Here is a 25,253-nt window from a genome sequence, read left to right as displayed (position 1 = left end):
ACCGGGTCGGGTACCGCCGACATAACGGGAGCAGACGGGCCCATGGGCAGCATCGTCGCCGAAAACCGCAAAAGCCTGATGCTCTTTTCCGGACGTGGCTTTCCGGAGTTGGCCAAGGAGATCGGCGAGGTGCTCGGCGTCGCGCCGACCCCGGCCGACGCGTACGAGTTCGCCAACGGCGAGATCTTCGTACGGTTCAAGGACTCGGTGCGTGGATCGGACGCCTTCGTGGTGCAGTCCGTCACGCACGGGGTGAACACCTGGGTCATGGAGACCCTGATCATGGTGGACGCGCTGAAGCGGGGGTCGGCCAAGCGGATCACCGTGGTGCTGCCGTTCTACCCGTACGCGCGCCAGGACAAGAAGCACCGCGGCCGCGAGCCGATCTCGGCCCGGCTGGTGGCGGACCTGCTGAAGACCGCAGGCGCGAACCGCATCCTCACCGTCGACCTGCACACCGCGCAGATCCAGGGCTTCTTCGACGGCCCGGTGGACCACCTCTTCGCCATGGACATCCTGGCCGAGTACGTGGAACACAAGTACGCCGGCCGGCCGATGACAGTGGTGGCACCGGATTCGGGCCGGGTGCGGGTGGCCGAGCGGTGGACCGACCGGCTGGGCGGTTGTCCGCTCGCGTTCATCCACAAGACCCGTGACCCGATGAAGCCGAACCAGGTCGTCGCGAACCGGGTGGTCGGCGAGGTGGAGGGCCGGGTCTGTCTGATCGTCGACGACATGATCGACACCGGTGGCACGATCGCCAAGGCCGCGGACATCCTCAAGGAGTCGGGGGCGGCGGAGATCGTGGTCGCGTCCACCCACGCGCTGCTGTCGGACCCGGCGACGGAGCGCCTGAAGAACAGCTCGATCAGCGAGATCGTGGTGACCAACACCCTGCCGCTGCCGCCGGAGAAGCAGTTGGACAAGCTGACCGTGCTGTCGATCGCGCCGCTGCTGGCGCGGGCGATCCGGGAGGTCTTCGACGACGGCTCGGTGACCACCCTCTTCGGTGGCCTGAGCTGAGCGCGGTCTGAGCTGAGCGAGGCGTGAGCCCCGTTTCCGCCAGTCGACACGCCGGTGGGTCACCGGGCTGACAAACTGGGGGAAACGGGGCTGGCACGCTGGCGGGAACGCCGTCGGCGCGCCGGCTTGGAGCCGTGACCGGGGACTGCCGGAAACCCTGGAAACAGCTCGGGTAGACTGGTGCGGTTGCCACGGCGAGGGTGCCCGGCGGGCCGCTGAAAAGCGCCGCACGGAGGCACCGTCATCGACGCGGTGCTCCGGGCAGTCGTTCATGACGCATGAGCCCCAGCGAGCCCCTCGCCCCAGCACCGCCAGACGACAAGCCGCCGCAGCGAAAAGCATCAGGAGTTTCCCCGTGTCCGAGGTAAAGATCAGCGCCGAGCCCCGCACCGAGTTCGGCAAGGGTGGTGCCCGCCGTACCCGCCGGGCCGGCAAGGTGCCCGCCGTGCTTTACGGTCACGGCGAGAAGCCCAAGCACATCGCGCTGCCGTCGCGGGAGTTCGCCGCGGCGATCCGCAAGGGCGGTGCCAACCAGCTCTTCGCGATCGACATCACCGACGGCACCCAGGTGCTGGCGCTGCCGAAGGCGATCCAGCGGGACCCGATCCGGGACACCTTCGAGCACGTCGACCTCATCCTGGTTCGCCGGGGCGAGAAGGTCACCGTCGACGTTCCGGTGCAGCTCACCGGCGAGGCCGCTCGGGACACCCTGATCGTGCACGACCACGACACTCTCTCGGTGACCGCGGACGCCACCAAGGTTCCGGACCACCTCGACGCGTCGATCGAGGGCCTGGAGGCGGGCACCCTGGTGACCGCCGGCGACGTCGAGCTGCCGTCCGGCGTCGAGCTGGCCGTCGACTCGGAGCTGACCGTCGCGTCGATCACCGCCGCCCCGACGGCCGAGCAGCTCGAGGCGACGCTGCCCGAGGTCGAGGTGGCCACCGACGAGGCTGAGGCCGAGGTCGGCGAGACCACCGAGGGCTCCGAGGGCGCGGACACCGCCGAGGGCGGAGAGACCACCGAGGCGCGCACCGAGGCCTGATCGGTTCGTACTCTGCGACAGGCGCTCCCGGACGTTCGGGGGCGCCTGTCGGCGTATCAGGATTCGGTGGGACGAGCGTCGGGAGGGACGGGTCGTGACGGACGAGGCGGCGGGGCCGTGGCTGGTGGTCGGCCTGGGCAACCCGGGTCGGGAGTACGCCGGGAACCGGCACAACGTCGGGTTCATGGTGGCCGACCTGCTGGCCGGGCGGTTGAGCGCACGGTTCGGCAGGCACAAGCGGGCGGTTGCCGAGGTGGCCGAGGCACGGCTGGGATTCGGTGGGCCGAAGCTGGTGCTGGCGAAGCCACTGACGTACATGAACCTTTCCGGCGGACCGGTGGCCTCCCTGGCCCAGTTCTACAAGGTGCCGACGACGCAGGTGATCGCGGTGCATGACGAGCTGGACATCGACTTCGGCCAGGTGCGGATCAAGTTCGGCGGTGGCGAGGGCGGGCACAACGGCCTGCGCTCGATGTCGAAGTCGTTGGGTACGAAGGACTACGCCCGGGTCCGGTTCGGCGTCGGCCGACCGCCGGGGCGGCAGGATCCGGCGGATTACGTGTTGTCGGATTTCGGCACGGCAGAGCGCAAGGAGTTGGATTTCCTTGTCGACCGGGCTGCCGACGTGGTGGAGTCGGTGATCGTCAAGGGCGTGGAACCGACGCAGAACCTCTACCACGGGGGCTGAGCCGGGCGAGGCGTACCGGATCGGAAACGGTCGGCCGGTAGTCTGCGCCTTTCGGCGTGCCGCGACCGGCGACGCTGGTCGCGGCGAATCGGTCCGTGCGGGCACGGGTCGCGGCGAGGCGACAGGAGCGGGCAGATGACCAGTCCTCCGATGATCGACGGCGCGTTCGCCCGATGGTTGGCGTCCCGGGCCGGGCAGGCGCTGCTCGACCTACGCGCCGAGATGGGCTTCGCGGACACTGGCGCGCTGAAGTCAGCCGGGGACAAGGTGTCGCACGACCTGATCCGCACGGAGTTGGCGAGGTGGCGGCCGGGCGACGCGGTGCTCTCCGAGGAGGACGAGGGGTCGCGGCTGGCCTGGGCGGCGGAGGTGAACGCCGGGGCGGTGTCGCGGTTGACCTCGGACCGGGTGTGGATCATAGACCCGTTGGACGGCACCCGGGAGTTCTCCGAGGAGGGCCGCTCGGACTGGGCGGTGCACGTGGCGCTCTGGGCGCGCAGCGCGCCGAGCCCACACGGGCTGGTCGCCGGGGCGGTGGGGTTGCCGGCGCAGCACCGGGTGCTGGGCACGGACTATCCGCCGGCGTACCCGCCGATGACTGTGGAGGCCGCGACGGCAGGCGAGCGGAAGATCCGGCTGGCGGCCAGCCGGAGTCGGCCGCCCGTCTTCCTGACCGACCTGGCCGAGGACGTCGGGGCGCATCTGGTGCCGATGGGCTCGGCCGGCGCGAAGATCGCCGCCGTGGTCACCGGCGAGGTGGACGCGTACATCCACGCCGGTGGGCAGTACGAGTGGGACTCGGCGGCCCCGGTGGCTGTGGCGACGGCCACCGGACTGCACGCTTCCCGGATCGATGGTTCTGCGCTGAAATACAACGAGGCGGATCCGCGCCTGCCGGACCTTCTGGTCTGTCGCAAGGATCTCGCCAGCCGGTTGCTTGCAGCGTTGCACAGACATTCCGGGTAGCCTGAGCGCACTTTCTTGACATGTCCGACCGGAAAGGTCTGGAAATCGGATGAGCGAGCGAATCGAGCCGGTGTCATGACCACCCCCGCCGCCTACCGGGTCTCCCACCTGGATGCCCTGGAGGCGGAGAGCATCTTCGTGATGCGCGAGGTGGTCGCCGAGATGGAACGGCCGGTGCTGCTCTTCTCCGGCGGCAAGGATTCGATCGTCATGCTGCGGTTGGCGCAGAAGGCGTTCGCCCCGGCCAGCATCCCCTTCCCCGTCATGCACGTCGACACCGGGCACAACTTCCCCGAGGTCCTGGAATACCGCGACCAGCGGGTCGCCGAGCTGGGGTTGCAGCTCGTGGTGGCGAGCGTGCCGGAGGCCCTGGCCAGCGGCATGGTCCGGGAGTCCGGCGACGGGATGCGCAACCGGATCCAGACGCCGGTGCTGCTGGACGCGGTGGAGAAACACCGCTTCGACGCGCTGTTCGGCGGCGCCCGCCGCGACGAGGAGAAGGCCCGGGCCAAGGAACGGGTGTTCAGCTTCCGCGACGAGTTCGGCCAGTGGGACCCGAAGAACCAGCGGCCGGAGCTGTGGTCGCTGTACAACGGCCGCCACCACCCCGGCGAGTCGATCCGGGTCTTCCCGCTGTCCAACTGGACCGAGCTGGACGTCTGGCACTACATCGCCCGGGAGCGCATCCCGCTGCCCTCGATCTACTACGCGCACGAGCGCGAGGTGATCGAACGGGACGGCATGGTCTACGCGGTGAACGAGTTCTTCCGCCCCCGGGCGGGTGAGGAGCGGTTCAAGGCGCAGGTGCGCTATCGCACCGTCGGCGACGCCTCCTGCACCGCCGCGGTCCGATCCGACGCGGACACGGTGGAGAAGGTCATCGAGGAGGTGGCGGCCACCCGGATCACCGAGCGCGGCGCCACCCGTGGTGACGACCGGGTCAGCGAGGCCGCCATGGAGGACCGCAAGCGGGAGGGCTACTTCTGATGAGCACCGAGATCATGGCCCCGGCCGCCGAGGCGCGCGCGATGGACCTGCTGCGGTTCGCCACCGCCGGCAGCGTGGACGACGGCAAGTCGACGCTCATCGGTCGGCTGCTCTACGACACCAAGTCGCTCTTCACCGACCAGTTGGCCGCCGTGGAGGCGGTAAGCGCGGCCCGCGGTGACGAATACACGAACCTGGCGTTGCTCACCGACGGTCTGCGGGCCGAGCGGGAGCAGGGCATCACCATCGACGTGGCGTACCGGTACTTCGCCACCCCGCGCCGCAAGTTCATCATCGCCGACACCCCCGGGCACATCCAGTACACCCGCAACATGGTCACCGGGGCGTCCACCGCCGACCTGGCGTTGATCCTGGTGGACGCCCGCAAGGGCCTGGTCGAGCAGTCCCGCCGGCACGCGTTCCTGTGCTCGCTGCTGCGGGTGCCGCACCTGGTCCTCTGTGTCAACAAGATGGACCTGGTGGACTGGTCGCAGGAGGTCTACGAGCGGATCGCCGACGAGTTCACCGCGTTCGCCGCGAAGCTCGACGCACCGGACCTGACAGTGGTGCCGGTCTCCGCGTTGCGCGGCGACAACATCGTCACCCGGTCGGACAACATGCCCTGGTACGAGGGCCCGTCGCTGCTGCACCACCTGGAGCGGGTGCACATCGCGAGCGACCGCAACCTGGTCGACGTCCGGTTCCCGGTGCAGTACGTGATCCGGCCGCAGTCGACCACCGTCACCGACTACCGCGGCTACGCCGGCCAGGTGGCCTCGGGTGTGCTCAAGCCGGGCGACGAGGTGATGGTGCTGCCGTCCGGCTTCACCAGCCGGATCTCCGCCGTGGAGACCGCCGACGGGCCGGTGTCGGAGGCGTTCCCGCCGATGTCGGTGACGGTACGGCTGGCCGACGAGATCGACATCTCCCGGGGTGACCTGATCTGCCGGCCGAACAACGCGCCCGCGGTGGCCCAGGACATCGAGGCGATGGTCTGCTGGATGGACGAGACTGCCCCGCTGCGGGTCGGCGGCCGGTACGCGATCAAGCACACCACCCGGTCGGCACGGGCGATCGTGCGGGGGTTGCACTACCGGTTGGACATCAACTCGCTGCACCGCGACGAGTCGGCCGACGAGCTGCGGCTCAACGAGATCGGGAGGGTGCGGCTGCGGACGACGGTGCCGCTGCTCGCCGACGAGTACCGCCGCAACCGCACCACCGGAGGCTTCGTCATCATCGACGAAACCACAAACCGCACAGTGGGCGCCGCCATGATCGTCGAAGCCAGCTAACCAAAGCCCCGACCCGACCCGACCCACTCCGGCCCGGCCTCTCGCCCGGCCTCTCGTCCGGTGATCAAGAGGTTTGCGTCAGTTGGAGCCCCAATATTGACGCAAACCTCTTGATCAACCCGGCGGGGGTGGGGGTGGGGTGGGGTCAGGGGAGGCGGGTGGCTCCTGGGGCGGGGAGGACTGTCAGGGTGTTGGGGGTGGTGAAACCTCGCTCGGCGTATGCGGCCTCGACGGCGGCGGCCGTCTCGTCGGCGCGGTCGGCTTCGATCAGGGCCAGGACGCAACCGCCGAAGCCGCCACCGGTCATCCGGGCACCCAACGCGCCGGCCGCCAACGCCGCCTCGACCGCGGTGTCGACCTCCGGCACGGTGATCTCGAAGTCGTCGCGCATGGAGACGTGCGACGCGGTGAGCAGCGGGCCGATGTCGCGGACCCGGGCCGCGCGCAGCAGCGCCACCACGTCCAGTACGCGTTGGTCCTCGGTGACCACGTGCCGCACCCGTCGCCGGGTCTCCTCGTCGTCGAGCTGGGCCAGCGCGGTGTCGAGCTGGTCGACGCCCACGTCCCGCAGCGCGGCGACGCCGAGGGCGCTGGCCCCGGCCTCGCAGGAGCGGCGGCGGGCGGCGTACTCACCGTCAGCGTGCCGGTGCGGCGCCCGACTGTCGATGACAAGCACCGCCAGACCAGCGGCGTCCAGGTCGAACGGGATCTGCTCGACCGACTCGTCGCGGCAGTCCAGGAAGAGGGCGTGCCCGGCACGGCAGCGGATCGCCGCGGACTGGTCCATGATCCCGGTCGGCGCGCCCACGTAGACGTTCTCCGCCCGCTGCGCCAGCCGGGGCTGTAGTTCCGCGGGCAGCTCCAGCCCACCCAGGTCGAGCAGGGCAGCCAGCACTGCCGACTCCAACGCGGCCGAGGAGGAGAGCCCCGAGCCCAGCGGCACGTCGGAGGCGATCGCCAGCCGCGCGCCCGGAACCGGGTGGCCGGCCTCGCGCAGCGCCCAGACCACCCCGGCGACGTACGCGCCCCAGCCGGTCACCCGACCCGCCTCGGCGACGTCGTCCGCCCCGAAGGTGATCGTCTCGTCGGAGAGCTCGGACCAGACCGTCCACTGCTCCGCGTCCTGCCGGTCGGCGGCGACGACGGTACGCAACGGCAGCGCGAAGGGCAGCACGAACCCCTCGTTGTAGTCGGTGTGCTCGCCGATCAGGTTGACCCGGCCGGGAGCCGCCCAGCGGCCGGCGGCCTGGCCGCCGTACTGCGTGGTGAAGCCGGCGGCGGCCCGGTCGGCCACGGCACGCGCGGGGTCGGTCACGGCTGCTGCTCCAGGATGTGCGTGCGGTAGAAGGCCCAGGCATCGCCGACCATGTCGTGCAGGGTCGGCTTCTGCGGCACCCAGCCCAGCTCGTCCCGGGCCAACGCGGAGGAGGCCACCAGCTCGGCCGGGTCACCCTCGCGGCGCGGGGCCACCTCGACGGGCAGGTGGTGCCCGGTGACCTCGCGGACCACGTCGACGACCTGGCGGTTGGTGAAGCCGTTGCCGTTGCCCAGGTTGTAGATCCGGTGTTGGCCGCCGGTGGCCGCGTCCAGCGCCAGCAGGTGCGCGCGGGCAAGGTCGGCGACGTGGATGTAGTCGCGGACGCAGGTGCCGTCCACTGTGGGGTAGTCGTCGCCGAAGAGCTGGAGCTTCTCCCGCCGGCCGGCGGCGACCTCGAGCGCGATCGGGATGAGGTGCGTCTCCGGGTCGTGCCGTTCGCCGAGCGCGACGTCGCCGTCGAGGTGGGCGCCCGCCACGTTGAAGTAGCGCAGCGACACGGCGGCCAGCCCGTGCGCGATCGTCTCGGAGGTGAGCGCCATGTCGGCGGCGAGCTTGGTGGCGCCGTACGTGTTGGTGGGCGCCTTGACCGCGGTCTCCGGAATCGGCAACCCGGTGGGGTTGCCGTAGACGGCGGCGGTGGAGGAGAAGACCATCCGGGGCACCCCGGCGGCCCGGACCGCGTCGATCAGGGCGAGTGTGCCGACAGTGTTGTTCTGCCAGTACAGCTCCGGCTTGACCATCGACTCGCCGGCGGCGATCAGGGCCGCGAAGTGCAGCACCCCGTCGAAGCCGGCGTCGGCGGTGAGGACGCGGGCGGCGTCGTGGATGGACGCCTCGACGTGGGTCGCGTCCGGGGCGAGCGCCTCGCGGTGCCCGGTGCGCAGATCGTCCAGGACGACCACCTGGTGACCCGCGTCGAGCAGCATCCGGGTCACTACGCTGCCGATGAAGCCGGCACCCCCGGTGACGAGCAGTTTCACGTCGTTTGCCTCCTGCCTGGCCCGCCCGGGACGTGGCCTTCGCTGATCACCCTAGGGTGACGGCCGGTGCCCTGACCGACGGCACCGCCATCCTCATTCCATCATAAACTCTCATGATTAAACAGACCCGAACATGTGGGGTCGGCTCCGCCCGATCCGCCGGTGCGGTGAGCCAACGGTGTCTACCATCTCTGTCATGCGGGAAGCGGCCCGTACCGGGCTCCGGCGACACGCGCGGGTGCGACCCCGCCGCGACCCCGGGCCGCTCGCCCGAGCCGTCGCCCGCGTGCTGGTCCGCACCGCCGACGGCGCCTCCCGACTCGTCACCGACCTGCTCGGAGCCGGGCCGGCGGCCGGCCGGGAGCGCATCACCGAGGCCGAGTTGCGGGACCTGGTCGCGGCGAACACGGTGCTCGACCCGGACGAACGGCGGATCATCGACGAGGTCCTGGTGGCCGGCGCCAGCCTGATCCGCGAGGTGATGATGCCGCGCACCGAGGTCGTCTTCCTCCCGGCGCGGCTCACCATCACCGAGGCCGCCCGGCTGGTCCGCGCCGAGACGCACACCCGCTACCCGGTCACCGACGGCACCCACGACGACGTGGTCGGCTTCGTGCACCTGCGGGACGTGCTGCTGCGTCCGGACGCCGACCCCTGTGCCACAGTCGGCGAACTGGCCCGGGAGGTGAAGCGACTCCCCGGCAGCAAACGGGTGCTGCCCGCGCTCACCGAGATGCGTCGGGAAGGCCAGCACCTGGCGGTGGTGGTCGACGAGTACGGCGGCACCGCCGGCATCGTCACGCTTGAGGACCTGATCGAGGAGCTGATCGGCGAGATCCGCGACGAGTACGACACCACCCCGGACCCGGTGCACGCCGGCCTGCCGGCCGTGGTGGACGGCCGCCTCAACCTCGCTGACTTCGCCGAACGGACCGGGGTGGCGCTACCCGCCGGCCCGTACGAGACGGTCGGCGGGTTCGTGATGGCCGCGCTGGGTCGGCTTCCGGTTACCGGCGACGAGGTGCCGGTGCCAGGTGAACCGGCCGACGTCGGCGGGTCGGATCCGGCCGACCCGCCCGGTGGCTGGCTGCTGCGGGTCCTCGCGCTGGACGGCCGTCGGGTGGCCCGGCTCGCGGTCTCCGCCGACCGGGTGCCAGAGCAGCGCCGCGAGCACGGCGGCGGGGCGGCGCGGGAGACGGTGGCCGGGCAGCACCGAGGGTTGCCGGCCGGGCCGACGCGCCGGGTTGGTCCGGGCGCGCCACCCGAGGTCAGCGCCCCGACACCGGCGGGCCGCAGCCGACCCGCCGGCCCGTCATGACGAACCCGGTTGCTTGCTGACAGAATTATCGCCATGTCCGACGTTCCCGCCCGTCCCCGCGTCTTCTCCGGCATCCAGCCGACGGCCGACTCGTTCCACCTCGGCAACTATCTTGGCGCGGTGCGGCACTGGGTGGCGTTGCAGGAAACCCACGACGCGTTCTACTGCGTGGTGGACCTGCACGCCATCACCGCGGGGCACGATCCGGCGCTGTTGAAGCAGCGGACGCGGGTGGCGGCCGCCCAGCTCTTCGCGGTCGGGCTCGACCCGGAGCGCAGCACCCTGTTCGTCCAGTCGCAGGTGCCCGAGCACCCGCAGTTGGCCTGGGTGCTCGGCTGCATCACCGGCTTCGGCGAGGCCAGCCGGATGACCCAGTTCAAGGACAAGTCGCAGAAGCAGGGCAACGAGCGGGCCAGCGTCGGGCTGTTCACCTACCCCGTCCTGCAGGCCGCCGACATCCTGCTCTACCAGGCCAACGCGGTGCCGGTCGGCGAGGACCAGCGCCAGCACCTGGAGCTGTCCCGGGATCTGGCCCAGCGGTTCAACTCGCTGTTCGGCCCGACGTTCACGGTGCCCGCGCCGCACATCGTCAAGGACACCGCGAAGATCACCGACCTGCAGGACCCGACGGCGAAGATGTCCAAGTCGTCGTCCTCGCCGGCCGGCATCATCGACCTGTTGGACGATCCGGCCCGATCCGCGAAGAAGATCCGGTCGGCGGTGACGGACACCGGTCGGGAGATCGTCTTCGATGCCGAGACGAAGCCGGGTGTGTCCAATCTGCTGACCATCCACTCGGCGCTCAGCGGGCGCGGCATCGACGAGTTGGTGGCCGCGTTCGCGGGCCGTGGCTACGGCGACCTGAAGAAGGAGTTGGCCGAGGTGGTGGCGGAGTTCGTCCGTCCGGTCCAGGAGCGCACCCGCGCCTACCTCGACGACCCGGCGCAGTTGGACAAGCTGCTCGCCGCCGGCGCGGAGAAGGCCCGCGCGGTGGCAGCGGAGACCCTGCGGTCCACGTACGAGCGGGTCGGGTTCTTCCCGCCCGTGCGCGGCGAGTAGCTCCGCGGGACAGGTGAACGGGTCGGTGGCCGGAGGGGCGGCGCGAAGCGTGGATCGCAGTGGCGGGGTGCCGCCGACCGGCGACACCATCCAGATCGGCATCGCGGTGGACATTCCCGAGCCCTGGGGTGCCCAGCTCACCCGGCGGCGCGTCGAGGCCGGCGATCCGCTCGCGGTGCCCGCGCACGTGACGTTGCTCGGGCCCACCGAGATCCGGACGGCGAGCCTGCCCGCCGTCGAGCGGCACCTGGCCGCCGTCGCCGCCGCGCACCTGCCGTTCGCGCTGCACCTGCGGGGCACCGGCACGTTCCGTCCGGTCACCCAGGTGGTGTTCGTCGCGGTGGCCGCCGGCATCAGCGAGTGTGAGTTGCTGGCCGCCGCCATCACCGCGACACCGGACCTGCACCGCAAGGCCCGCTTCCCGTACCATCCGCACGTCACCGTGGCGCAGGACGTCGCACCGGAGGCACTGGACAAGGTGTACGAGGACCTGGCCGACTTCTCCGCGATGTTCGAGGTCGACGCGTTCACCCTCTTCTCGCACAGCGGGGAAGCTCGGTGGCAGCCGCGTCGGGACTTCCACCTCGGCGACTGAACCGTCGGCGACGCGCCGGTAGGTGAGCATCGGAAGCCGTTGCCACTACGGCGGTGGGAGATCGGCGAGGATGACCGCGTGAACGTGATCGGCTGGATCGAAGCGGGCATCGACCGCTGGGTGAGCGCCGCGCGCCACCGGTCGGGGCTCTTCGATCATGTGTGGCGCGCCGGCGCCCTGTACGCCGAGGTGCTGGCCGGGCGGCTGGCCGCCGCGATCGCCTACTACGGCTTCTTCGCCGTGTTCGCCCTCGCCCTTGTCGCGTTCTCCGTCTTCGGCGCGATCCTGGAGGACAACGACGAGGTGAGCGCGGCGGCAGCCGACTTCCTCAAGGAGAACCTGCCCTTCCTGGACGCCCAGCAGATCGCCAACTCCAGCGGCACGGTCGGCGTGGTCGGCCTGGTCATCCTGGTCTTCACCGGGATCGGGTGGGTGGAGGCCATCCGATCCTCACAGCGGCTGATGTACCACCTCAACCAGCAGCCCGGCAATCTGGTGATCCGGCGGCTTGTCGACCTGGGCGTGATGATCGGTGTCTTCGTGCTGCTCGGTGTCTCAGTCGCGGCGGTGGACGCGTTGGAGTCGTTGCTGCGTTTCCTGCTGCGCAGCACCGGCTCGGTCGGTCTCACCACGATCAGCGCGGTGCTCAGCGTGCTCGTCAACGCGGTCCTCGCCACCGCGTTGCTCCTCGCGGTGCCCCGGCTGCGGATGAGCCGGTCCCGGCTCCGCCCGGTGGTGCTGCTGGTGGCGGTCGGTATCACCCTGTTGAACACGGTGGGGCGGTACTACGTGGTGCGTACCGAGCGCAATCCGGCGTACACCGTGGTCGCCGGTGCCGTCGGTCTGCTGCTCTACCTCTATCTGCTCAACCAACTGGTGCTGTTCGGCGCCGCGCTCCTCGCCACCAGCAGGAACGGGCGGGTGGTGGACCTGGCGGAGGCCGCCCCGGCGGGCAGGGTCGACGAGGACACCGATCCCGGTACGCCAGGCGGTGCGAGCTGAGGACGGAAGGTGTGCAGATGCTGATCTCGGTCGACCCGGACTCGTCGGTGCCCCCGTACGAGCAGGTCCGTGGGCAACTCGCCGAACTGATCGGCGACGGTCGACTGCCGGTCGGGTGTCGACTGCCCACCGTCCGGCAGCTCGCCGCCGACCTCAGGTTGGCCGCGAACACGGTGGCCCGGGCGTACCGGGAGTTGGAGGCGGCGGGGCTGCTGGAGACCCGGGGGCGCAACGGCACGTTCGTCGCCCCCGGCCGGGACGACGCCGTCGACCGGTTGCAGCGGGCGGCGGCCGGCTACGCGGCCGAGGCGGCCCGGCTCGGCGTGCCGCCGGCCACCGCGCTCGCCCTGGTCCGCGCCGCGCTCGACGCCGTCCGCCCCGGCTGACCGTCGCCGGCCGCCCACCGGACGGGCGGAAACTGAGCCGAAAGCCGTCGGTGCTCGCGTTCGCGGACCATGATGAGCCGGTGGGCGCACTCATGACACTTGACCTGCCGGCCGACTCGCCGCTGCTCGGGCTGCCCTGGATCATCACCTTCGGTCCGCTCGGTGACCTGGACGAGTGGGAGCCGGTGGTCTGCGGGCCGTACGAGCGGCCGCACGCGTTGGCGCTGGCCGAGGCGGTGGTGGCAGAGGAGCAACTGATGGCGGTGGTGGAGCCGTTGCTGCCGGCGCTGTCCGCCGACGAGATCCGCAGTGAGATCGCCGCCGCACAGGTCGCCGCCGAGGACGAGGCGAGGCAGGTCGAGGGGGCCGATCTGTACGGCGACTTCGACGACGTGATCGACGAGGAGTTGGACGCCGCCGCCGACGAGGCGGGCCACGGTGAGCCCGCCGAGCCGCCGGACGAGGCCGAGGTGCGCGCCGGTTTCACCCGGATCGCGGCGCTGCTCACCGCCAAGTGACGGCGGAACGGCGTCAGCGGGTCGGCGGGCCGTCCAGCACGCAGAACTCGTTGCCCTCCGGGTCGGCGAGCACCGTGAACCCTTCGGTCCCGGTCTGTCCGACGTCGACGTGCCGCGCACCGAGGCTCAGTAGCCGCCGTACCTCGGCCTTTGGGTCCGCGTCCGCGACCAGGTCGAGGTGCAGCCGGTTCTTGCCCCGCTTGGCGGTGCCCGAGCCCTGCAACCACACGGTGGGCGCGGCGGCCGACGACTGCCCCGGCGGCCAGAGCTTGGCGCTGCCGTCGTCGCCCTGTTCGACCTCGTAGCCGAGCGCCGCGGACCAGAACGCGACCATCAGGTCCAGGTCCTCGACGTCGAGTGTGCACTGCGCGATCCGTACCCCCATGGGTTCACCTCCGTAGTGACGGTGCCCGATGCGGTACCCGCGGCGGCGGCCGGCCACACCCCGGAAACAAACGGACACCGGCGCCACGCGGAGCGGACTCCGCGCGGCACCGGTGACACCTCACCCCCCACCACAAGGGGCCGGTAGCCCAGCCGCCCGTCGGCGCGGGGCACAACGAACGACCAGGTCGAGAACGTGTTACCCGCTCAGCGCCGTTGTAACCAGACAGCCGCGTCGACGGGCAGCAGGTGGCCGGCGTCCGGCCCGGTGAGCAGGTCGCTGGCGACGAGCGGCTGGCCGTACCCGTCGATCCGGACCGGTGCGCCGCTGAGGTTGACCACGCAGGTCAGCGCGGTGTCGCCGGCGCTGCGCGCGAAGGCCAGCACGCCCGGCTCACTCTCCAGCCAGGTGATCCCGTTCGCCTCGTCGGCAAGCGCCGGGTGCTGGTGGCGGATCCGCAGCGCGGCCCGGTACAGCTCCAGCGTCGAGCCGGACACACCGGTCTGCGCGGTGACGGACAGGGCCCGCCAGGTTGCCGGAGCGGGCAGCCAGCTCCGCTCGCTGCCGGCCGGCCCGAAGCCGTACGGGGCCAGCTCGCCGCCCCACGGGATGGGCACCCGGCAGCCGTCGCGGCTCTCGCCGGTGCGCAGGAACGCCGGGTCCTGGCGTAGCTCGTCCGGAAGGTCGAGGACCTCCGGCAGGCCCAACTCCTCACCCTGGTAGAGGTAGGCGCAGCCGGGCAGGGCGAGCATCAGCAGGCTGGCGGCGCGGGCCCGGCGCAGCCCTTCGGCACCGTCGCCGTAGCGGGTGACGTGCCGCTGCTTGTCGTGGTTGGACAGCACCCAGGTGGTCGGGGCCCCGACGACGCTCGCCTCGGCAAGTGCCGTGTCGATCACCTTGCGGAACGAGTCGGCCGACCAGGTGGCGTCGAGGAAGTCGAAGCTGAACGCCTGGTGCAACTCGTCCGGGCCGATGTAGCGGGCCAGGCGCTGGGGTGTCTCGGCCCACGCCTCGGCGACCGCCATCCGACCCCCGGGGTAGCTGTCCAGGATGGGCCGCCAGGCGCGGTAGATCTCGTGCACCTCGTCCTGGTCGAAGTAGGGGAGCCGACCCCTGCCGAGCAGTTCGACCTGACGTTGGCCGGTGGTCGTCGTGCTGAAGCCGACGTCCGGCAGCCCCTCGGCCTTGATCATGCCGTGGGCCACGTCGATGCGGAATCCGTCCACGCCCCGGTCCAGCCAGAACCGCAGCACGTCCTCGAATTCGGCGCGGACCTCCGGGTGCCGCCAGTTCAGGTCCGGTTGGGCGGGGTCGAACAGGTGCAGGTACCACTGGCCGTCCGCGACCCGGGTCCAGGCGGGGCCGCCGAAGATGCTCTCCCAGTCGTTCGGGGGCAGCTCGCCGTGCGCGCCCCGGCCCTCGGCGAGGGTGCCGAACATCGGGTCGACGTCCCGGTAGTCGGCGACGTCGTACCCGCCGTCGATCATGGGAGAGGTGTAGAAGGGAGTCAGCCAGAGCGCGTCCACCCCGAGGTCGCGCAGGTACGGCAGGCGTTGCCGGATGCCCTGGAGATCGCCGGTGCCGTCGCCGTCGCTGTCGGCGAAGCTGCGGACGTACACCTGGTAGACGACCGCGGAGCGCCACCAGTGGTCATCATCGGTGTGGGGCGGGGTGGCGGTGCTGATCATCGGAGCAATATGCCGCCCGGGAGCTGCAAGAGTCAAGCAGATCTTGCGTAAGGCAGCCGTGCGGCGCTCGGTACGACAGCGGTGGAGCCGCGCACCACCAGCTCCGGACGGAACAGGTACTCCGAGTGCGGAGCGCCGTACCCGTTGATCTCGTCCACCAGGGCCCGGACGGCGGCCACCGCCATCGCGGCGACCGGCTGCCGCATGGTGGTCAGCGGCGGGTCGGTGAAGGCCATCAGCGGCGAGTCGTCGTAGCCGACCACTGAGACGTCGTCGGGCACGCGCAGACCGCGTTGGCGGGCCGCCCGGATCGCGCCGAGCGCCATCAGGTCGGAACCGCAGACCACGCCTGTGACACCGCGGTCGAGCAGCCGGCCGGCCGCCGCCTCGCCACCCTCCACACCGAACAGCGACAGCTCGGCAAGTGGGCCGAGGTTGGCCTCCGCGACACCGGCGAGTCGGGTCATCGCCGATCGCCAGCCGGACACCTTGCGCTGCACCGGGACGAACCGGTCGGGGCCGGTGACCAGGCCGATCCGTCGGTGCCCGAGCGCGACCAGGTGGGCGACGGCCAGCTCGGCGGCCTCCCGGTCGTCACAGGAGACGAAGGGGGCGCCGATGTCCGGCACGTGCCCATTGATCATCACGACCGGCAGCGGCCGGGCGAGCAGCGCCCGGTAGCGGTCGTGGTTGGCGGCGGTGTCGGCGTGCAGACCGGAGACGAAGACGATTCCGGAGACCTGCCTGTCCAGCAGCATCTCCACGTACTCGTCCTCGGTCACGCCGCCGGCGGTCTGGGTGCAGAGCACCGGGGTGAACCCGCTCTGCGCCAGGGTCGACTCGATGACCTGGGCGAAGGCGGGGAAGATCGGGTTGTCCAGCTCCGGCACCACCAGGCCGACCAGCCCGGCGCTGCGCTTGCGCAGCCGGGCGGGGCGCTCGTAGCCGAGCACATCAAGTGCGGTGAGGACGGCCTGCCGGGTCTCCGCTGCCACTCCGGGGCGGTCGTTGAGCACCCGCGACACCGTGGCCTCGCTGACTTCGGCCTGCTGGGCGATGTCGGACAGTCGAGCGCGCATGGCGGCACTTTAGCCCACCGGCAAGTTCTTGCGGAGCGCCCTGCAAGCCATTGCAAGGACGGCAATACCTTGCCGATCGTCGTGGACGCGCCGACGGGCCGGACCCCCTACTACAAACTGTCGTTGATGGGGGAGGATGGGCGACGTGGAAGCGCTGCGACTCATTCTCCTCTATGTCCATCTGATCGGCTTCGCCCTGCTGCTCGGCGGCTCGATCGCCCAATACATCAGTGGCCGGCTCCGGATCAACCCGGCCATGCTCTGGGGGGCGGTGATCCAGTTGCTGACCGGGCTCGGCCTCTCCGCTCCGCTGCGCGACGGCGACGAGCCGGCACCCGCCAAACTTGTGACGAAGTTGGTCATCGCGTTGCTGATCTTCGTCATGGTCTTCTTCTCCCGGAAGCGGGACGTGGTGAACCGCGGTCATTTCCTCGCGATAGTCGGTCTGACCCTGGTCAACGCGGCGGTCGCGGTCTTTTGGCGGTAACGTCCGAGGGGGGCCGCCGCCCCGGGAAAACGGACGTTGCGGACGCCTGGACACGCCGTTACCAGCACCAGGAGTGACGTGCCCCACGCAAGGGTTACACCCGGGTAACAGGCGCTCAACAGTCGTGCACGATTGTCGGCCGGTGGGTGGGCGCGGGCGTACGCTCCCGTCCGTAACGTGGGACAGCCGGCGGCACACCGCAGGTCGGCTGATGGGCTGCCACCGCACTAGGCGCGGTGTGCAATGGGAAGGAGACGTCTTGCGCTCGGTGCGTGGGATGCGGATCGCCTCGATCGTCGCGGTGAGTGGGCTCGCGCTCACCGCCGCCGCTTGTGGCGAGGCCCCCAAGGATGACAACAACGCCGGCAGTGGCGCCAAGAAGTTCAGCGCCTGCATGGTGACCGACGTCGGCGGCATCGACGACAAGTCGTTCAACGCCTCGGCCTGGCAGGGTCTGAAGGACGCCAAGGCCGCCAACGACAACATCGACATCAAGTTCGTCGCGTCGAAGGCCGAGGCCGACTACGAGCCGAACCTGACGCAGTACGTCAACCAGAAGTGCGACTTCATCCTGGCGGTCGGTGGCCTGATGGCCAACGCCACCAAGAAGATCGCGGCGGCGAACCCGAAGCAGGAGTTCGGCATCGTCGACGCCAACCCCGGGCTGGACAACATCTACCCGATGCAGTTCGACACCGCCCAGGCCGCGTTCCAGGCCGGCTACCTGGCCGCCGGAATGACCAAGACCGGCAAGGTGGCCACCTACGGCGCCCTGCCGATCCCGCCGGTCACCATCTTCATGGACGGCTTCGTCGACGGCGTGGCGTACTTCAACACCACCAAGAAGAAGAACGTCCAGGCGCTGGGTTGGAACAAGGAGACCCAGAAGGGCTCCTTCACCAACGACTTCGCCAAGCAGGACGAGGGCAAGAAGGTCTCCGACGCGCTGGTCGCCCAGGGCGCGGACATCATCATGCCGGTCGCCGGCGGCTCCGGCCTCGGCACCACCGCCGCGGCCAAGGCCTCGGGCGGCAAGTACAGCACCATCTGGGTGGACGTCGACGGCTGCCAGAGCACCCCGGACTGCGCGGCGATCATCACCACCGTGGTCAAGAACATCCCGGGGGCCGTCAAGGAGGCCGTGGTCAAGGCCGCTGCCGGCGACAAGCTGCCGGCCAAGCCGGGCTTCGTCGGCACCCTGGCCAACAACGGTGTCTCGCTCGCCCCGTACCACGACTTCGACAGCAAGGTTCCGGCCGAGCTGAAGGCGGAGATCGACAAGATCAAGGCGGACATCGCCGCCGGCACCATCACCGTCACCTCGAAGGCCCAGCCGACCAAGTGACAACCGGCCGGCCCCTCCGGTGAGATCCTCGGAGAGGTCGGCGGGGGACAGGTACGACCGACCGGCCGCTCCGGCCCCGCGGGTGACCGTGGGGCCGGAGCGGCCGATCGCGCACCACGTCAACCGGGCCGCTCCGGTCGGGTTGACGGCAGCTAGGCTGCACCATCGCTCGCACTCCAGGAGGTTGCGCTGAGACTCGAACTGCGCGGCATCACCAAGCGGTTCGGTGATCTGGTCGCCAACGACCACATCGACCTGACGGTGGAGCCTGGAGAGATCCACGCCCTGCTCGGCGAGAACGGCGCGGGCAAGTCGACCCTGATGAACGTGCTCTACGGGCTCTACCAGCCCGACGAGGGCGAGATCCTGGTCGACGGCAAGCCGTTGAAGCTGAAGGGCCCGTCCGACGCCATCGGCGCCGGAATCGGCATGGTGCACCAGCACTTCATGCTGGTGCCGGTCTTCACCGTCGCCGAGAACATCATGCTCGGCGCCGAGCAGACCCGGGGCGGCATCGCCGGCTTCCTGGACCGCCGCCGCGCCCGCCGCGAGGTCGCCGAGGTGTCCGAGCGCTACAACCTGCGGGTCGACCCGGACGCGGTGATCGAGGACCTGCCGGTCGGCATCCAGCAGCGCGTCGAGATCGTCAAGGCGCTCACCCGCGACGTCGACCTGCTCATCCTGGACGAGCCGACCGCCGTGCTCACCCCGCAGGAGACCGAGGAACTGTTGACGGTCATGCGGTCGCTCAAGGCGGCCGGCAAGTCGATCGTCTTCATCACCCACAAGCTCGGCGAGGTCAAGGCCATCGCCGACCGGATCACGGTGATCCGACGCGGAAAGACCGTGGGCACCGCCTCGCCGGAGGCCAGCCGGGACGAGTTGGCGGCCCTGATGGTCGGGCGCAACGTCCGGCTGACCGTGGACAAGTCCCCGGCCACGCCGGGCGACCCGGTGCTGGAGGTGGCCGGGCTCGTCGTCGACGACGACCGGCAGATCCGCGCGGTCGACGGCGTGGACCTGACCGTGCGCGCCGGCGAGGTGCTCGGCGTGGCGGGCGTACAGGGCAACGGTCAGACCGAGCTGATCGAGGCGATCATGGGCTTGCGGCCGGTGCTCGCCGGCACGGTCAGCCTGGTCGGCGACCGGATCGACGGCTGGAAGCCCAAGAAGGTGCTCCGCGCGGGCGTCGGCTACGTGCCCGAGGACCGCAGCGTGGACGGCCTGGTCAAGGAGTTCAGCGTCGCCGAGAACCTGGTGCTGGACATCTACGACCGGCCGCCGTTCGGTGCCGGGCTCGCGCTCAAGCCGGATGCCATCGCGGCCTCGGCGAAGGAGCGGATCGAGCAGTTCGACGTCCGCACGTCATCTGCCGACGCGGCGGTGGGCACCCTCTCCGGCGGCAACCAGCAGAAAGTGATCGTGGCCCGGGAGTTGTCCCGGCCACTGAAGCTCTTCATCGCCGCCCAGCCGACCCGTGGCGTCGACGTCGGGTCGATCGAGTTCATCCACAGCCAGATCATCCGCGAGCGGGACATCGGCACCGCCGTCATGGTGGTGTCAAGCGAACTCGACGAGGTGATCGGGCTGGCCGACCGGATCGCGGTGATGTACCGCGGTCGGATCATCGGCGTCGTCGGCCCGGACACCCCGCGTGAGGAGATCGGCCTGTTGATGGCCGGCATCAGCCCAGACGAGGCCCACGACGCCGTCGCGACAACCGCCGCCGACGAGCCCGGTGCGGCCGACGGAGGCCCGACGAGCGACGCCGGCCCCGCGAACGAGGACAAGGCATGAGCGAGCGAATCACGCAGCCCGGCTCGCCGGACAAGGAGCCGACGAGCGAGGCGCAGGCCGCGCAGGACGCGCTCGACAACACCGAACGGGCCGAGTCGGCGACCGAGCCGGACCGTTCGACTGTGACGTCAGCGCCGGACCAGCGGCCCGAGCCCAGCCTGGGCCGGTTGTTCGTGGACAACCTCTGGGCGGCCAACACCTTCACGGTGACCCTGCTGTCGTTGGTGCTGGCGATCGTGGTCGGTGCGGTGCTGATGATCATTTCCGATCCGACGGTGCTCTCCACCTACTCGTACATCACCTCCCGACCGTCCGACGCGATCAACTCCAGTTGGACGCTGGTCAGCGAGGCGTACGCGAACCTGTTCAAGGGCTCGGTCTTCGACCCCGAGGCGTTCTCCGGTTGGCTGAACGGCACCGGTAGCTGGCAGGCGGTGCTCGCGCCGATCTCCGAGACGCTCACCTACACGGCGCCGCTTGTCTTCACGGGCCTGTCGGTGGCGCTGGCCTTCCGTGGCGGGCTGTTCAACATCGGCGCCCAGGGTCAGGCCACCGTCGGCGTGATCCTGGCGGCGCTTGCCGGTTTCCTGCTGCCCCTGCCGCCCGGCCTGCACCTGCTGGTGGCCGTGCTGGCCGGTGCTCTGGGCGGGGCGATCTGGGGATTCGTCCCCGGCATCCTCAAGGCCCGCGCCGGCGCGCACGAGGTGATCACCACGATCATGCTCAACTACGTCGCCACGTACCTGCTCACGTGGTTGATCGTGCAGGACGGCGTGCAGGACCCGACCCGTACCGACGCGATCAGCAAGGCCGTGGACACCTCCGCCCAACTGCCCCGGCTGCTCGGTGACAACCTGCGGGTGCACGCCGGCATCCTGCTCGCAGTGCTGGCCACCTGGGCGGTCGCCTGGCTGCTGAACCGCTCGACGCTCGGCTTCGAGCTGCGGGCGGTCGGCGCCAACCCGGACGCCGCCCGCACCGCCGGCATCAGCGTCACGCGGACGTACATCCTGATCATGGTCTTCGCCGGCATCCTGGCGGGCCTCGGCGGCTCGAACATGGTGCTGGGCTCGACCGCCAACGCGTTGACCCCGCTTGTGGTCGCGCAGATCGGCTTCGACGGCATCCTGGTGGCGCTGCTGGGCCGGGTGAAGCCCTGGGGGGTGCTGCTGGCCGCGCTGCTGTTCGGGGCGTTGCAGGCCGGCGGCAACCGGATGCAGTCGTACTCCGGGATCTCGCTGGAGCTGGTGACAGTGCTCCAGGCGCTGATCGTCATCTTCATCGCCGCGCCGGCCCTGGTGAAGGCGATCTTCCAGCTCCGGGCCGCGCGTGCCGCCCGGTTGCAGACGAGCCTGGCGAAGGGCTGGTAACTCATGTCCACCATGGCTGTCCCCGACATCGCTGTCGCTCCGGTCGACGAGGGCTTCTGGACCCGTAGCCGCAAGGTCGGCCTCACGCTGCTGGGGCTCGGCCTGCTGGCCGCTGTGCTCTTCGGCGCGCTCGCCACCAACCAGCAGGCCCGGTTCACGCTCAGCGACGACGCGGCCGGTGCCGCATTGGAGATCAACGGCACGATCGGGGCGATCCTGTTCGGGATCATCGCGATCGCCGCCGGCGCGGCGCTGCTCGCCGGGGTGCCGAAGCGGTGGTTCCTCCCCGTGCTCGGCGTCGGGCTCGTCGGCTTCGTGCTCTCGTTCCTCTGCTGGCAGATCTCCGCCGCGCCGGCCGGCCAGAACTTCATGCCGCTTGTCAACATCATCCGGGGCACGTTCATCCTGGCCCTGCCGCTGATCTTCGGCGCGCTCGCCGGGGTCCTCTGCGAACGGTCCGGCGTGGTCAACGTGGCCATCGAGGGCCAGTTGCTGATGGGCGCCTTCAGCGGCGCGCTGTTCGGCAGCATCTCCGGCAGCGTCTGGGTGGGTCTGGTCGCCGCCGCTCTCGGCGGCGCGTTCATCTCACTGCTGCTGGCCGTCTTCGCCATCCGCTACCTGGTCGACCAGGTCGTCATGGGCATCGTGCTCAACCTGCTGGCGGTCGGCGTCACCGGCTTCCTCTACGAGCGGCTGATGCAGACCGACGCGCCGAAATACAACAGCGCACCCCGCTTCAGCAACTGGGAGATCCCCCTGCTGAAGGACATCCCGGTGCTCGGGCCGGCGCTGTTCCGCGGCAACATCTTCCTCTACCTCGGCCTGCTGCTGGTCCTCGTGATCCACATCGGGTTGTTCCGCACCCGGTGGGGGCTGCGGACCCGCTCGGTCGGCGAGCACCCCATCGCCGCCGACACGCTCGGCGTCAAGGTGCTGCGGGTGCGCTACCGCAACGTGCTGCTGGCCGGGGTCGTCGCCGGCATCGGCGGCGCGTCCTACACGCTGGCGCTCTACTCGTTCACCAAGAACATGATCGGCGGCAAGGGCTTCATCGCGCTGGCCGCACTGATCTTCGGCCGGTGGAACCCGACCGGCGCGCTGCTCGCCGCGCTCTTCTTCGGGTTCGCCGACCAGCTCGCCACCTACCTGGGCGCGATCAGCAGCTCGATCCCCAGTCAGTTCCTGGCCATGCTGCCCTACCTGGCGACCATCCTGGCGGTCGCCGGGCTGGTCGGTCGGGTCCGCGCGCCGGCCGCCGACGGCAAGCCGTACATCAAGGGCTGACACCCCAGCCGTGCCCGGCGGGCTTTCCCCGCCGGGCACGAGCACAGCGGCCGCCCGCCCAACCCACCCGGACACTCTCCGGGTACGCCCTGGTGGCCCTCGGCGTCAGGCCGCCGCTGTCGCTCCGATCCGCTCGGAGAACTCGACGAGGCGGTTGGAGAACCCCCACTCGTTGTCGTACCAGCCGAACACCTTGACCTGGTCGCCGACGACCTCGGTCAGCGGCGCGTCGAAGATCGACGAGTAGGGGTTGCCGACGATGTCCGCCGAGACCAATGGTGCCTCGGAGTACTGCAGGTAGCGCCGCAGACGCGGGGAGGCGGCGGCCTCGCGGAACGCGGCGTTGACGTCCTCGACGTCGGCGCTCTGGCGGAGGACCACGGTGAGGTCGGTGATCGAGCCCGTCGCCACCGGGACGCGTAGCGCGGCGCCGGTGAGACGCCCGTCGAGTTCCGGGATGACCTTACCGATCGCCTTTGCCGCGCCCGACGACGTCGGGATGGTCGAGACGGCTGCCGCGCGGGCCCGGCGCAGGTCGGAGTGTGGCGCGTCGTGGAGCCGCTGGTCGCCCGTGTAGGCGTGGATCGTCGTCATCAGTCCCGACTCGATGCCGAACGAGTCGTTGAGCACCTTCGCCAGCGGGGCCAGCGAGTTGGTGGTGCAGGAGCCGTTGGAGAAGACGTCGTGGCTGTCCGGGTCGAGCCTGTCGTCGTTCACTCCGAGAACGAACGTGGGGACGTCCCCCTTGGCCGGCGCCGAGATGACGACCTTCCTCGCGCCGCCCTTGAGGTGGGCTGCCGCCGCGCCGCCGTCCGTGAAGTGGCCGGTGGACTCGATCACGACGTCGGCGCCGACGTCGCCCCAGGGGATGGTGGCCGGGTCGGACTGCGCGAAGACCCTCATGCGCGTGCTCTGAACGGTGATCGCGTCGCCGTCGACGGCGACGCCGTCCAGATGGCCGGAGACCGAGTCCCACTCGAGCAGGGTGGCCAGCGTGCGGGCATCGGTGAGGTCGTTGACCGCGACCACCTCGACGTCGGCGTTGTTCGCCAGGGCCGCGCGCAGGTAGGTGCGCCCGATCCGCCCGAACCCGTTGATGCCGATGCGTACCGTCATGGCTTCACTTCCTCCTCTTGTCTTCCTGGGTGGGGCCGGTTGGCGCCGCGGCCCGGAGCAGGCCGAGAGCGCCGGCGCGGGCATCGTCGAACGGGCCCGGGTCCTGCTGGGCGATCGCGAGCACGTAGCCGCCCTGGAGGACGGCCATCAGGGTGTTGGCGAGCTGCTCCGGATCGAGGTCGTCCCGCAGTTCGCCTGCGGCGATGGCCTCGCGTAGCACCTTGACCCAGCTGACGCGGACCTGGGCGAACGCGCGCGCCACCGGGGCGAGCAGCACTGGGTCCTCGCGGACCTGCGGGTCCTGGGTCATCCGGCCGACCTTGCAGCCCTTGAGGGCGTCGCGGGGACGCATCAGGTATGCCTCGATCCGGGCCATCGGGTCGCCCGGATCGTCGAGTTCGGACGCGGCCGGCAGCAGGTCGGCGACGTTGCGGTCAAGGGCGGCGAGCGCGAGATCCCGCTTGGTCGGGAAGTGGTGGTACATGCTGCCCTGGCCCACGCCGGACCGTTCGCGAACGTCACGCGGGCTGGTGTCGGCGTAGCCGCGCTCCCACATGAGCTCGCTCATGGTCTCGACCAGTAGTTGTCGGGATTCCATGGCACCACTGTACATACCAGTAGGTACAGACTGCTCCACGACTCGGCCCTGCCCGCTCCTGACCAGGGCTGCTTCGGCAGAATGACGGCATGACCGACATTGACTGGGCGCGGTTGCGCGCCGCCGCCACCGACGCGATGCGGCACGCGTACGCGCCGTACTCGACGTTCCCGGTCGGCGCGGCCGCGCTTGTCGACGACGGCCGGGTGGTCGTCGGCTGCAACGTGGAGAACGCCGCGTACGGGGTGACCCTCTGCGCCGAGTGCGGGGTGGTCTCCAGCCTGCACGCCACCGGCGGTGGTCGCCTCGTCGCGCTGTCCTGCGTCGACGCCACAGGTGAGCCGCTGATGCCGTGTGGTCGCTGCCGGCAACTGCTCTGGGAGCACGGCGGGCCGGAGTGCCTGATCGAGAGCAAGACCCGCCCGCTGCGGATGGCCGAGCTGCTGCCGCACGCCTTCGGTGTGGAGGATCTGGAAGCCGTCACCGGGGAGACGCCGCTGCCGGTGGTGCCGGAGCGGCTGGCCGCCTGGCGCGGGCGCGGCACCGTCTTCGTGCACCCCGACATGTCCGCCGGGCAGCAGGTCTGGACCGCGTACTGGGAGCGGTCGGCCGGCGACGACGCGGGCGCCGAGACCGGGGTGCTGGAAGAGGCCCCGAGCTGGGACGACCCGGCCGAGGCGATCACCTGGGGTCTGGCCCGGACACCGCGTGTGGTGGTGGTCGACGCGACCGGCACCATCTTCTGGGCCGGCGAGGGTGAGCCGCCGGCTGAGATCCCAGTGCGCTGGGCTGCTGGTTGAGCTGTGGGGATTGGGCCGACCGTGCCCGGCTCCGGGCGCACAGCCGGAACCGGTCGGCCAGCACGGGCTCCAGCGCGTCCCTGCTACGGACGTCCAGCCAACGGCTGTCCGGTCGACGGGCTGC

The 25,253-nt window shown here is 70.5% G+C and carries 25 protein-coding genes; 18 read left to right on the top strand and 7 right to left on the bottom strand.

The window, feature by feature from the left end:
• Window positions 1–42: 42 nt before the first annotated feature.
• From AB0F61_RS10435 to AB0F61_RS10410, 6 genes are all read left to right on the top strand, one after another.
• Entirely contained in the window at window positions 43–1,023 is a 981-nt protein-coding gene (locus tag AB0F61_RS10435; protein WP_030329105.1) for a ribose-phosphate diphosphokinase, read from the top strand.
• A gap of 355 nt (window positions 1,024–1,378) precedes the next feature.
• Complete coding sequence (locus AB0F61_RS10430) at window positions 1,379–2,068, top strand: 50S ribosomal protein L25/general stress protein Ctc (protein ID WP_357806640.1); 690 nt, start codon at window positions 1,379–1,381, stop codon at window positions 2,066–2,068.
• A 94-nt stretch (window positions 2,069–2,162) separates the two neighbouring features.
• Window positions 2,163–2,756, top strand: a complete 594-nt coding sequence (gene pth, locus AB0F61_RS10425) for an aminoacyl-tRNA hydrolase (RefSeq protein ID WP_357241377.1) — start codon at window positions 2,163–2,165, stop codon at window positions 2,754–2,756.
• A gap of 135 nt (window positions 2,757–2,891) precedes the next feature.
• On the top strand, window positions 2,892–3,722 hold the full coding sequence (locus tag AB0F61_RS10420; protein WP_357806636.1) for an inositol monophosphatase family protein: 831 nt from the start codon (window positions 2,892–2,894) through the stop codon (window positions 3,720–3,722).
• Window positions 3,723–3,797: 75 nt separating this feature from the next.
• Window positions 3,798–4,709, top strand: a complete 912-nt coding sequence (gene cysD, locus AB0F61_RS10415) for a sulfate adenylyltransferase subunit CysD (protein WP_357075637.1) — start codon at window positions 3,798–3,800, stop codon at window positions 4,707–4,709.
• Window positions 4,709–6,004 carry a GTP-binding protein gene (locus AB0F61_RS10410; RefSeq protein WP_357806632.1) on the top strand — a complete coding sequence of 432 codons (1,296 nt, stop codon included), beginning with the start codon at window positions 4,709–4,711 and terminating at the stop codon, window positions 6,002–6,004. The genes cysD and AB0F61_RS10410 overlap by 1 nt, the downstream gene beginning before the upstream one ends.
• Window positions 6,005–6,149: 145 nt before the next feature.
• Here AB0F61_RS10410 and galK read toward each other — a convergent pair whose 3' ends face one another.
• Both galK and galE read right to left on the bottom strand, forming a co-directional pair.
• Window positions 6,150–7,319 carry a galactokinase gene (gene galK, locus AB0F61_RS10405; protein ID WP_357806630.1) on the bottom strand — a complete coding sequence of 390 codons (1,170 nt, stop codon included), beginning with the start codon at window positions 7,317–7,319 and terminating at the stop codon, window positions 6,150–6,152.
• Window positions 7,316–8,248 carry a UDP-glucose 4-epimerase GalE gene (gene galE, locus AB0F61_RS10400; protein ID WP_357807124.1) on the bottom strand — a complete coding sequence of 311 codons (933 nt, stop codon included), beginning with the start codon at window positions 8,246–8,248 and terminating at the stop codon, window positions 7,316–7,318. Before galE ends, galK begins: the two co-directional genes overlap by 4 nt.
• 250 nt (window positions 8,249–8,498) lie before the next feature.
• On the opposite strand from galE, the gene AB0F61_RS10395 reads away from it, so the two are divergent.
• The 6 genes from AB0F61_RS10395 to AB0F61_RS10370 all read left to right on the top strand — a co-directional run bounded on the left by AB0F61_RS10395 (window position 8,499) and on the right by AB0F61_RS10370 (window position 13,180).
• Window positions 8,499–9,620: a hemolysin family protein gene (locus tag AB0F61_RS10395; protein ID WP_357806627.1), complete on the top strand. Its 1,122-nt coding sequence runs from the start codon at window positions 8,499–8,501 to the stop codon at window positions 9,618–9,620.
• Window positions 9,621–9,653: 33 nt separating this feature from the next.
• Window positions 9,654–10,679, top strand: coding sequence for a tryptophan--tRNA ligase (gene trpS, locus AB0F61_RS10390; RefSeq protein ID WP_357806625.1), 1,026 nt, complete (start codon window positions 9,654–9,656; stop codon window positions 10,677–10,679).
• Between the two features lie 25 nt (window positions 10,680–10,704).
• Window positions 10,705–11,274 carry a 2'-5' RNA ligase family protein gene (locus AB0F61_RS10385; RefSeq protein ID WP_357806622.1) on the top strand — a complete coding sequence of 190 codons (570 nt, stop codon included), beginning with the start codon at window positions 10,705–10,707 and terminating at the stop codon, window positions 11,272–11,274.
• A gap of 78 nt (window positions 11,275–11,352) precedes the next feature.
• On the top strand, window positions 11,353–12,276 hold the full coding sequence (locus tag AB0F61_RS10380) for a YhjD/YihY/BrkB family envelope integrity protein (RefSeq protein WP_357806619.1): 924 nt from the start codon (window positions 11,353–11,355) through the stop codon (window positions 12,274–12,276).
• Between the two features lie 17 nt (window positions 12,277–12,293).
• The gene (locus AB0F61_RS10375) at window positions 12,294–12,662 is read left to right on the top strand and encodes a GntR family transcriptional regulator (protein ID WP_355031928.1); all 369 of its coding nucleotides are present in this window, start codon (window positions 12,294–12,296) and stop codon (window positions 12,660–12,662) included.
• 80 nt (window positions 12,663–12,742) lie between these two features.
• Window positions 12,743–13,180, top strand: a complete 438-nt coding sequence (locus AB0F61_RS10370; protein WP_357806615.1) for a hypothetical protein — start codon at window positions 12,743–12,745, stop codon at window positions 13,178–13,180.
• A gap of 13 nt (window positions 13,181–13,193) precedes the next feature.
• Here AB0F61_RS10370 and AB0F61_RS10365 read toward each other — a convergent pair whose 3' ends face one another.
• The 3 genes from AB0F61_RS10365 to AB0F61_RS10355 all read right to left on the bottom strand — a co-directional run bounded on the left by AB0F61_RS10365 (window position 13,194) and on the right by AB0F61_RS10355 (window position 16,332).
• Entirely contained in the window at window positions 13,194–13,565 is a 372-nt protein-coding gene (locus AB0F61_RS10365; RefSeq protein WP_357806612.1) for a VOC family protein, read from the bottom strand.
• A 206-nt stretch (window positions 13,566–13,771) separates the two neighbouring features.
• Window positions 13,772–15,253 carry a glycoside hydrolase family 13 protein gene (locus tag AB0F61_RS10360; protein ID WP_357806609.1) on the bottom strand — a complete coding sequence of 494 codons (1,482 nt, stop codon included), beginning with the start codon at window positions 15,251–15,253 and terminating at the stop codon, window positions 13,772–13,774.
• Between the two features lie 32 nt (window positions 15,254–15,285).
• Window positions 15,286–16,332, bottom strand: a complete 1,047-nt coding sequence (locus AB0F61_RS10355; protein ID WP_357806606.1) for a LacI family DNA-binding transcriptional regulator — start codon at window positions 16,330–16,332, stop codon at window positions 15,286–15,288.
• A gap of 145 nt (window positions 16,333–16,477) precedes the next feature.
• On the opposite strand from AB0F61_RS10355, the gene AB0F61_RS10350 reads away from it, so the two are divergent.
• The 5 genes from AB0F61_RS10350 (at window position 16,478) to AB0F61_RS10330 (ending at window position 22,615) form a co-directional block, all read left to right on the top strand.
• On the top strand, window positions 16,478–16,819 hold the full coding sequence (locus tag AB0F61_RS10350; RefSeq protein ID WP_355031947.1) for a hypothetical protein: 342 nt from the start codon (window positions 16,478–16,480) through the stop codon (window positions 16,817–16,819).
• A 277-nt stretch (window positions 16,820–17,096) separates the two neighbouring features.
• Window positions 17,097–18,164 (top strand): BMP family ABC transporter substrate-binding protein, encoded by a 1,068-nt coding sequence (locus AB0F61_RS10345; protein ID WP_357807121.1) that lies wholly within the window; start codon window positions 17,097–17,099, stop codon window positions 18,162–18,164.
• Between the two features lie 189 nt (window positions 18,165–18,353).
• Window positions 18,354–19,961 (top strand): ABC transporter ATP-binding protein, encoded by a 1,608-nt coding sequence (locus AB0F61_RS10340; RefSeq protein ID WP_357807119.1) that lies wholly within the window; start codon window positions 18,354–18,356, stop codon window positions 19,959–19,961.
• Window positions 19,958–21,331 (top strand): ABC transporter permease, encoded by a 1,374-nt coding sequence (locus tag AB0F61_RS10335; protein ID WP_357806602.1) that lies wholly within the window; start codon window positions 19,958–19,960, stop codon window positions 21,329–21,331. The genes AB0F61_RS10340 and AB0F61_RS10335 overlap by 4 nt, the downstream gene beginning before the upstream one ends.
• A 3-nt stretch (window positions 21,332–21,334) precedes the next feature.
• Window positions 21,335–22,615 carry an ABC transporter permease gene (locus AB0F61_RS10330; protein ID WP_357806599.1) on the top strand — a complete coding sequence of 427 codons (1,281 nt, stop codon included), beginning with the start codon at window positions 21,335–21,337 and terminating at the stop codon, window positions 22,613–22,615.
• Between the two features lie 105 nt (window positions 22,616–22,720).
• Here the strand turns inward: AB0F61_RS10330 and gap are convergent, their stop codons facing one another.
• Window positions 22,721–23,731, bottom strand: coding sequence for a type I glyceraldehyde-3-phosphate dehydrogenase (gene gap / locus AB0F61_RS10325; RefSeq protein ID WP_357806595.1), 1,011 nt, complete (start codon window positions 23,729–23,731; stop codon window positions 22,721–22,723).
• Between the two features lie 4 nt (window positions 23,732–23,735).
• Window positions 23,736–24,329 carry a TetR/AcrR family transcriptional regulator gene (locus AB0F61_RS10320; protein WP_357806591.1) on the bottom strand — a complete coding sequence of 198 codons (594 nt, stop codon included), beginning with the start codon at window positions 24,327–24,329 and terminating at the stop codon, window positions 23,736–23,738.
• Between the two features lie 89 nt (window positions 24,330–24,418).
• On the opposite strand from AB0F61_RS10320, the gene AB0F61_RS10315 reads away from it, so the two are divergent.
• Window positions 24,419–25,129: a cytidine deaminase gene (locus AB0F61_RS10315; protein ID WP_357806588.1), complete on the top strand. Its 711-nt coding sequence runs from the start codon at window positions 24,419–24,421 to the stop codon at window positions 25,127–25,129.
• The last annotated feature ends 124 nt before the right edge of the window (window positions 25,130–25,253 follow it).

Origin of the sequence: Micromonospora sp. NPDC023888, from assembly GCF_040639415.1 — a bacterium.
GTDB lineage: Bacteria > Actinomycetota > Actinomycetes > Mycobacteriales > Micromonosporaceae > Micromonospora.
The sequence above is the reverse complement of the archived record's forward strand: the minus strand, read 5'-3'. Positions and strand labels throughout refer to the sequence as shown.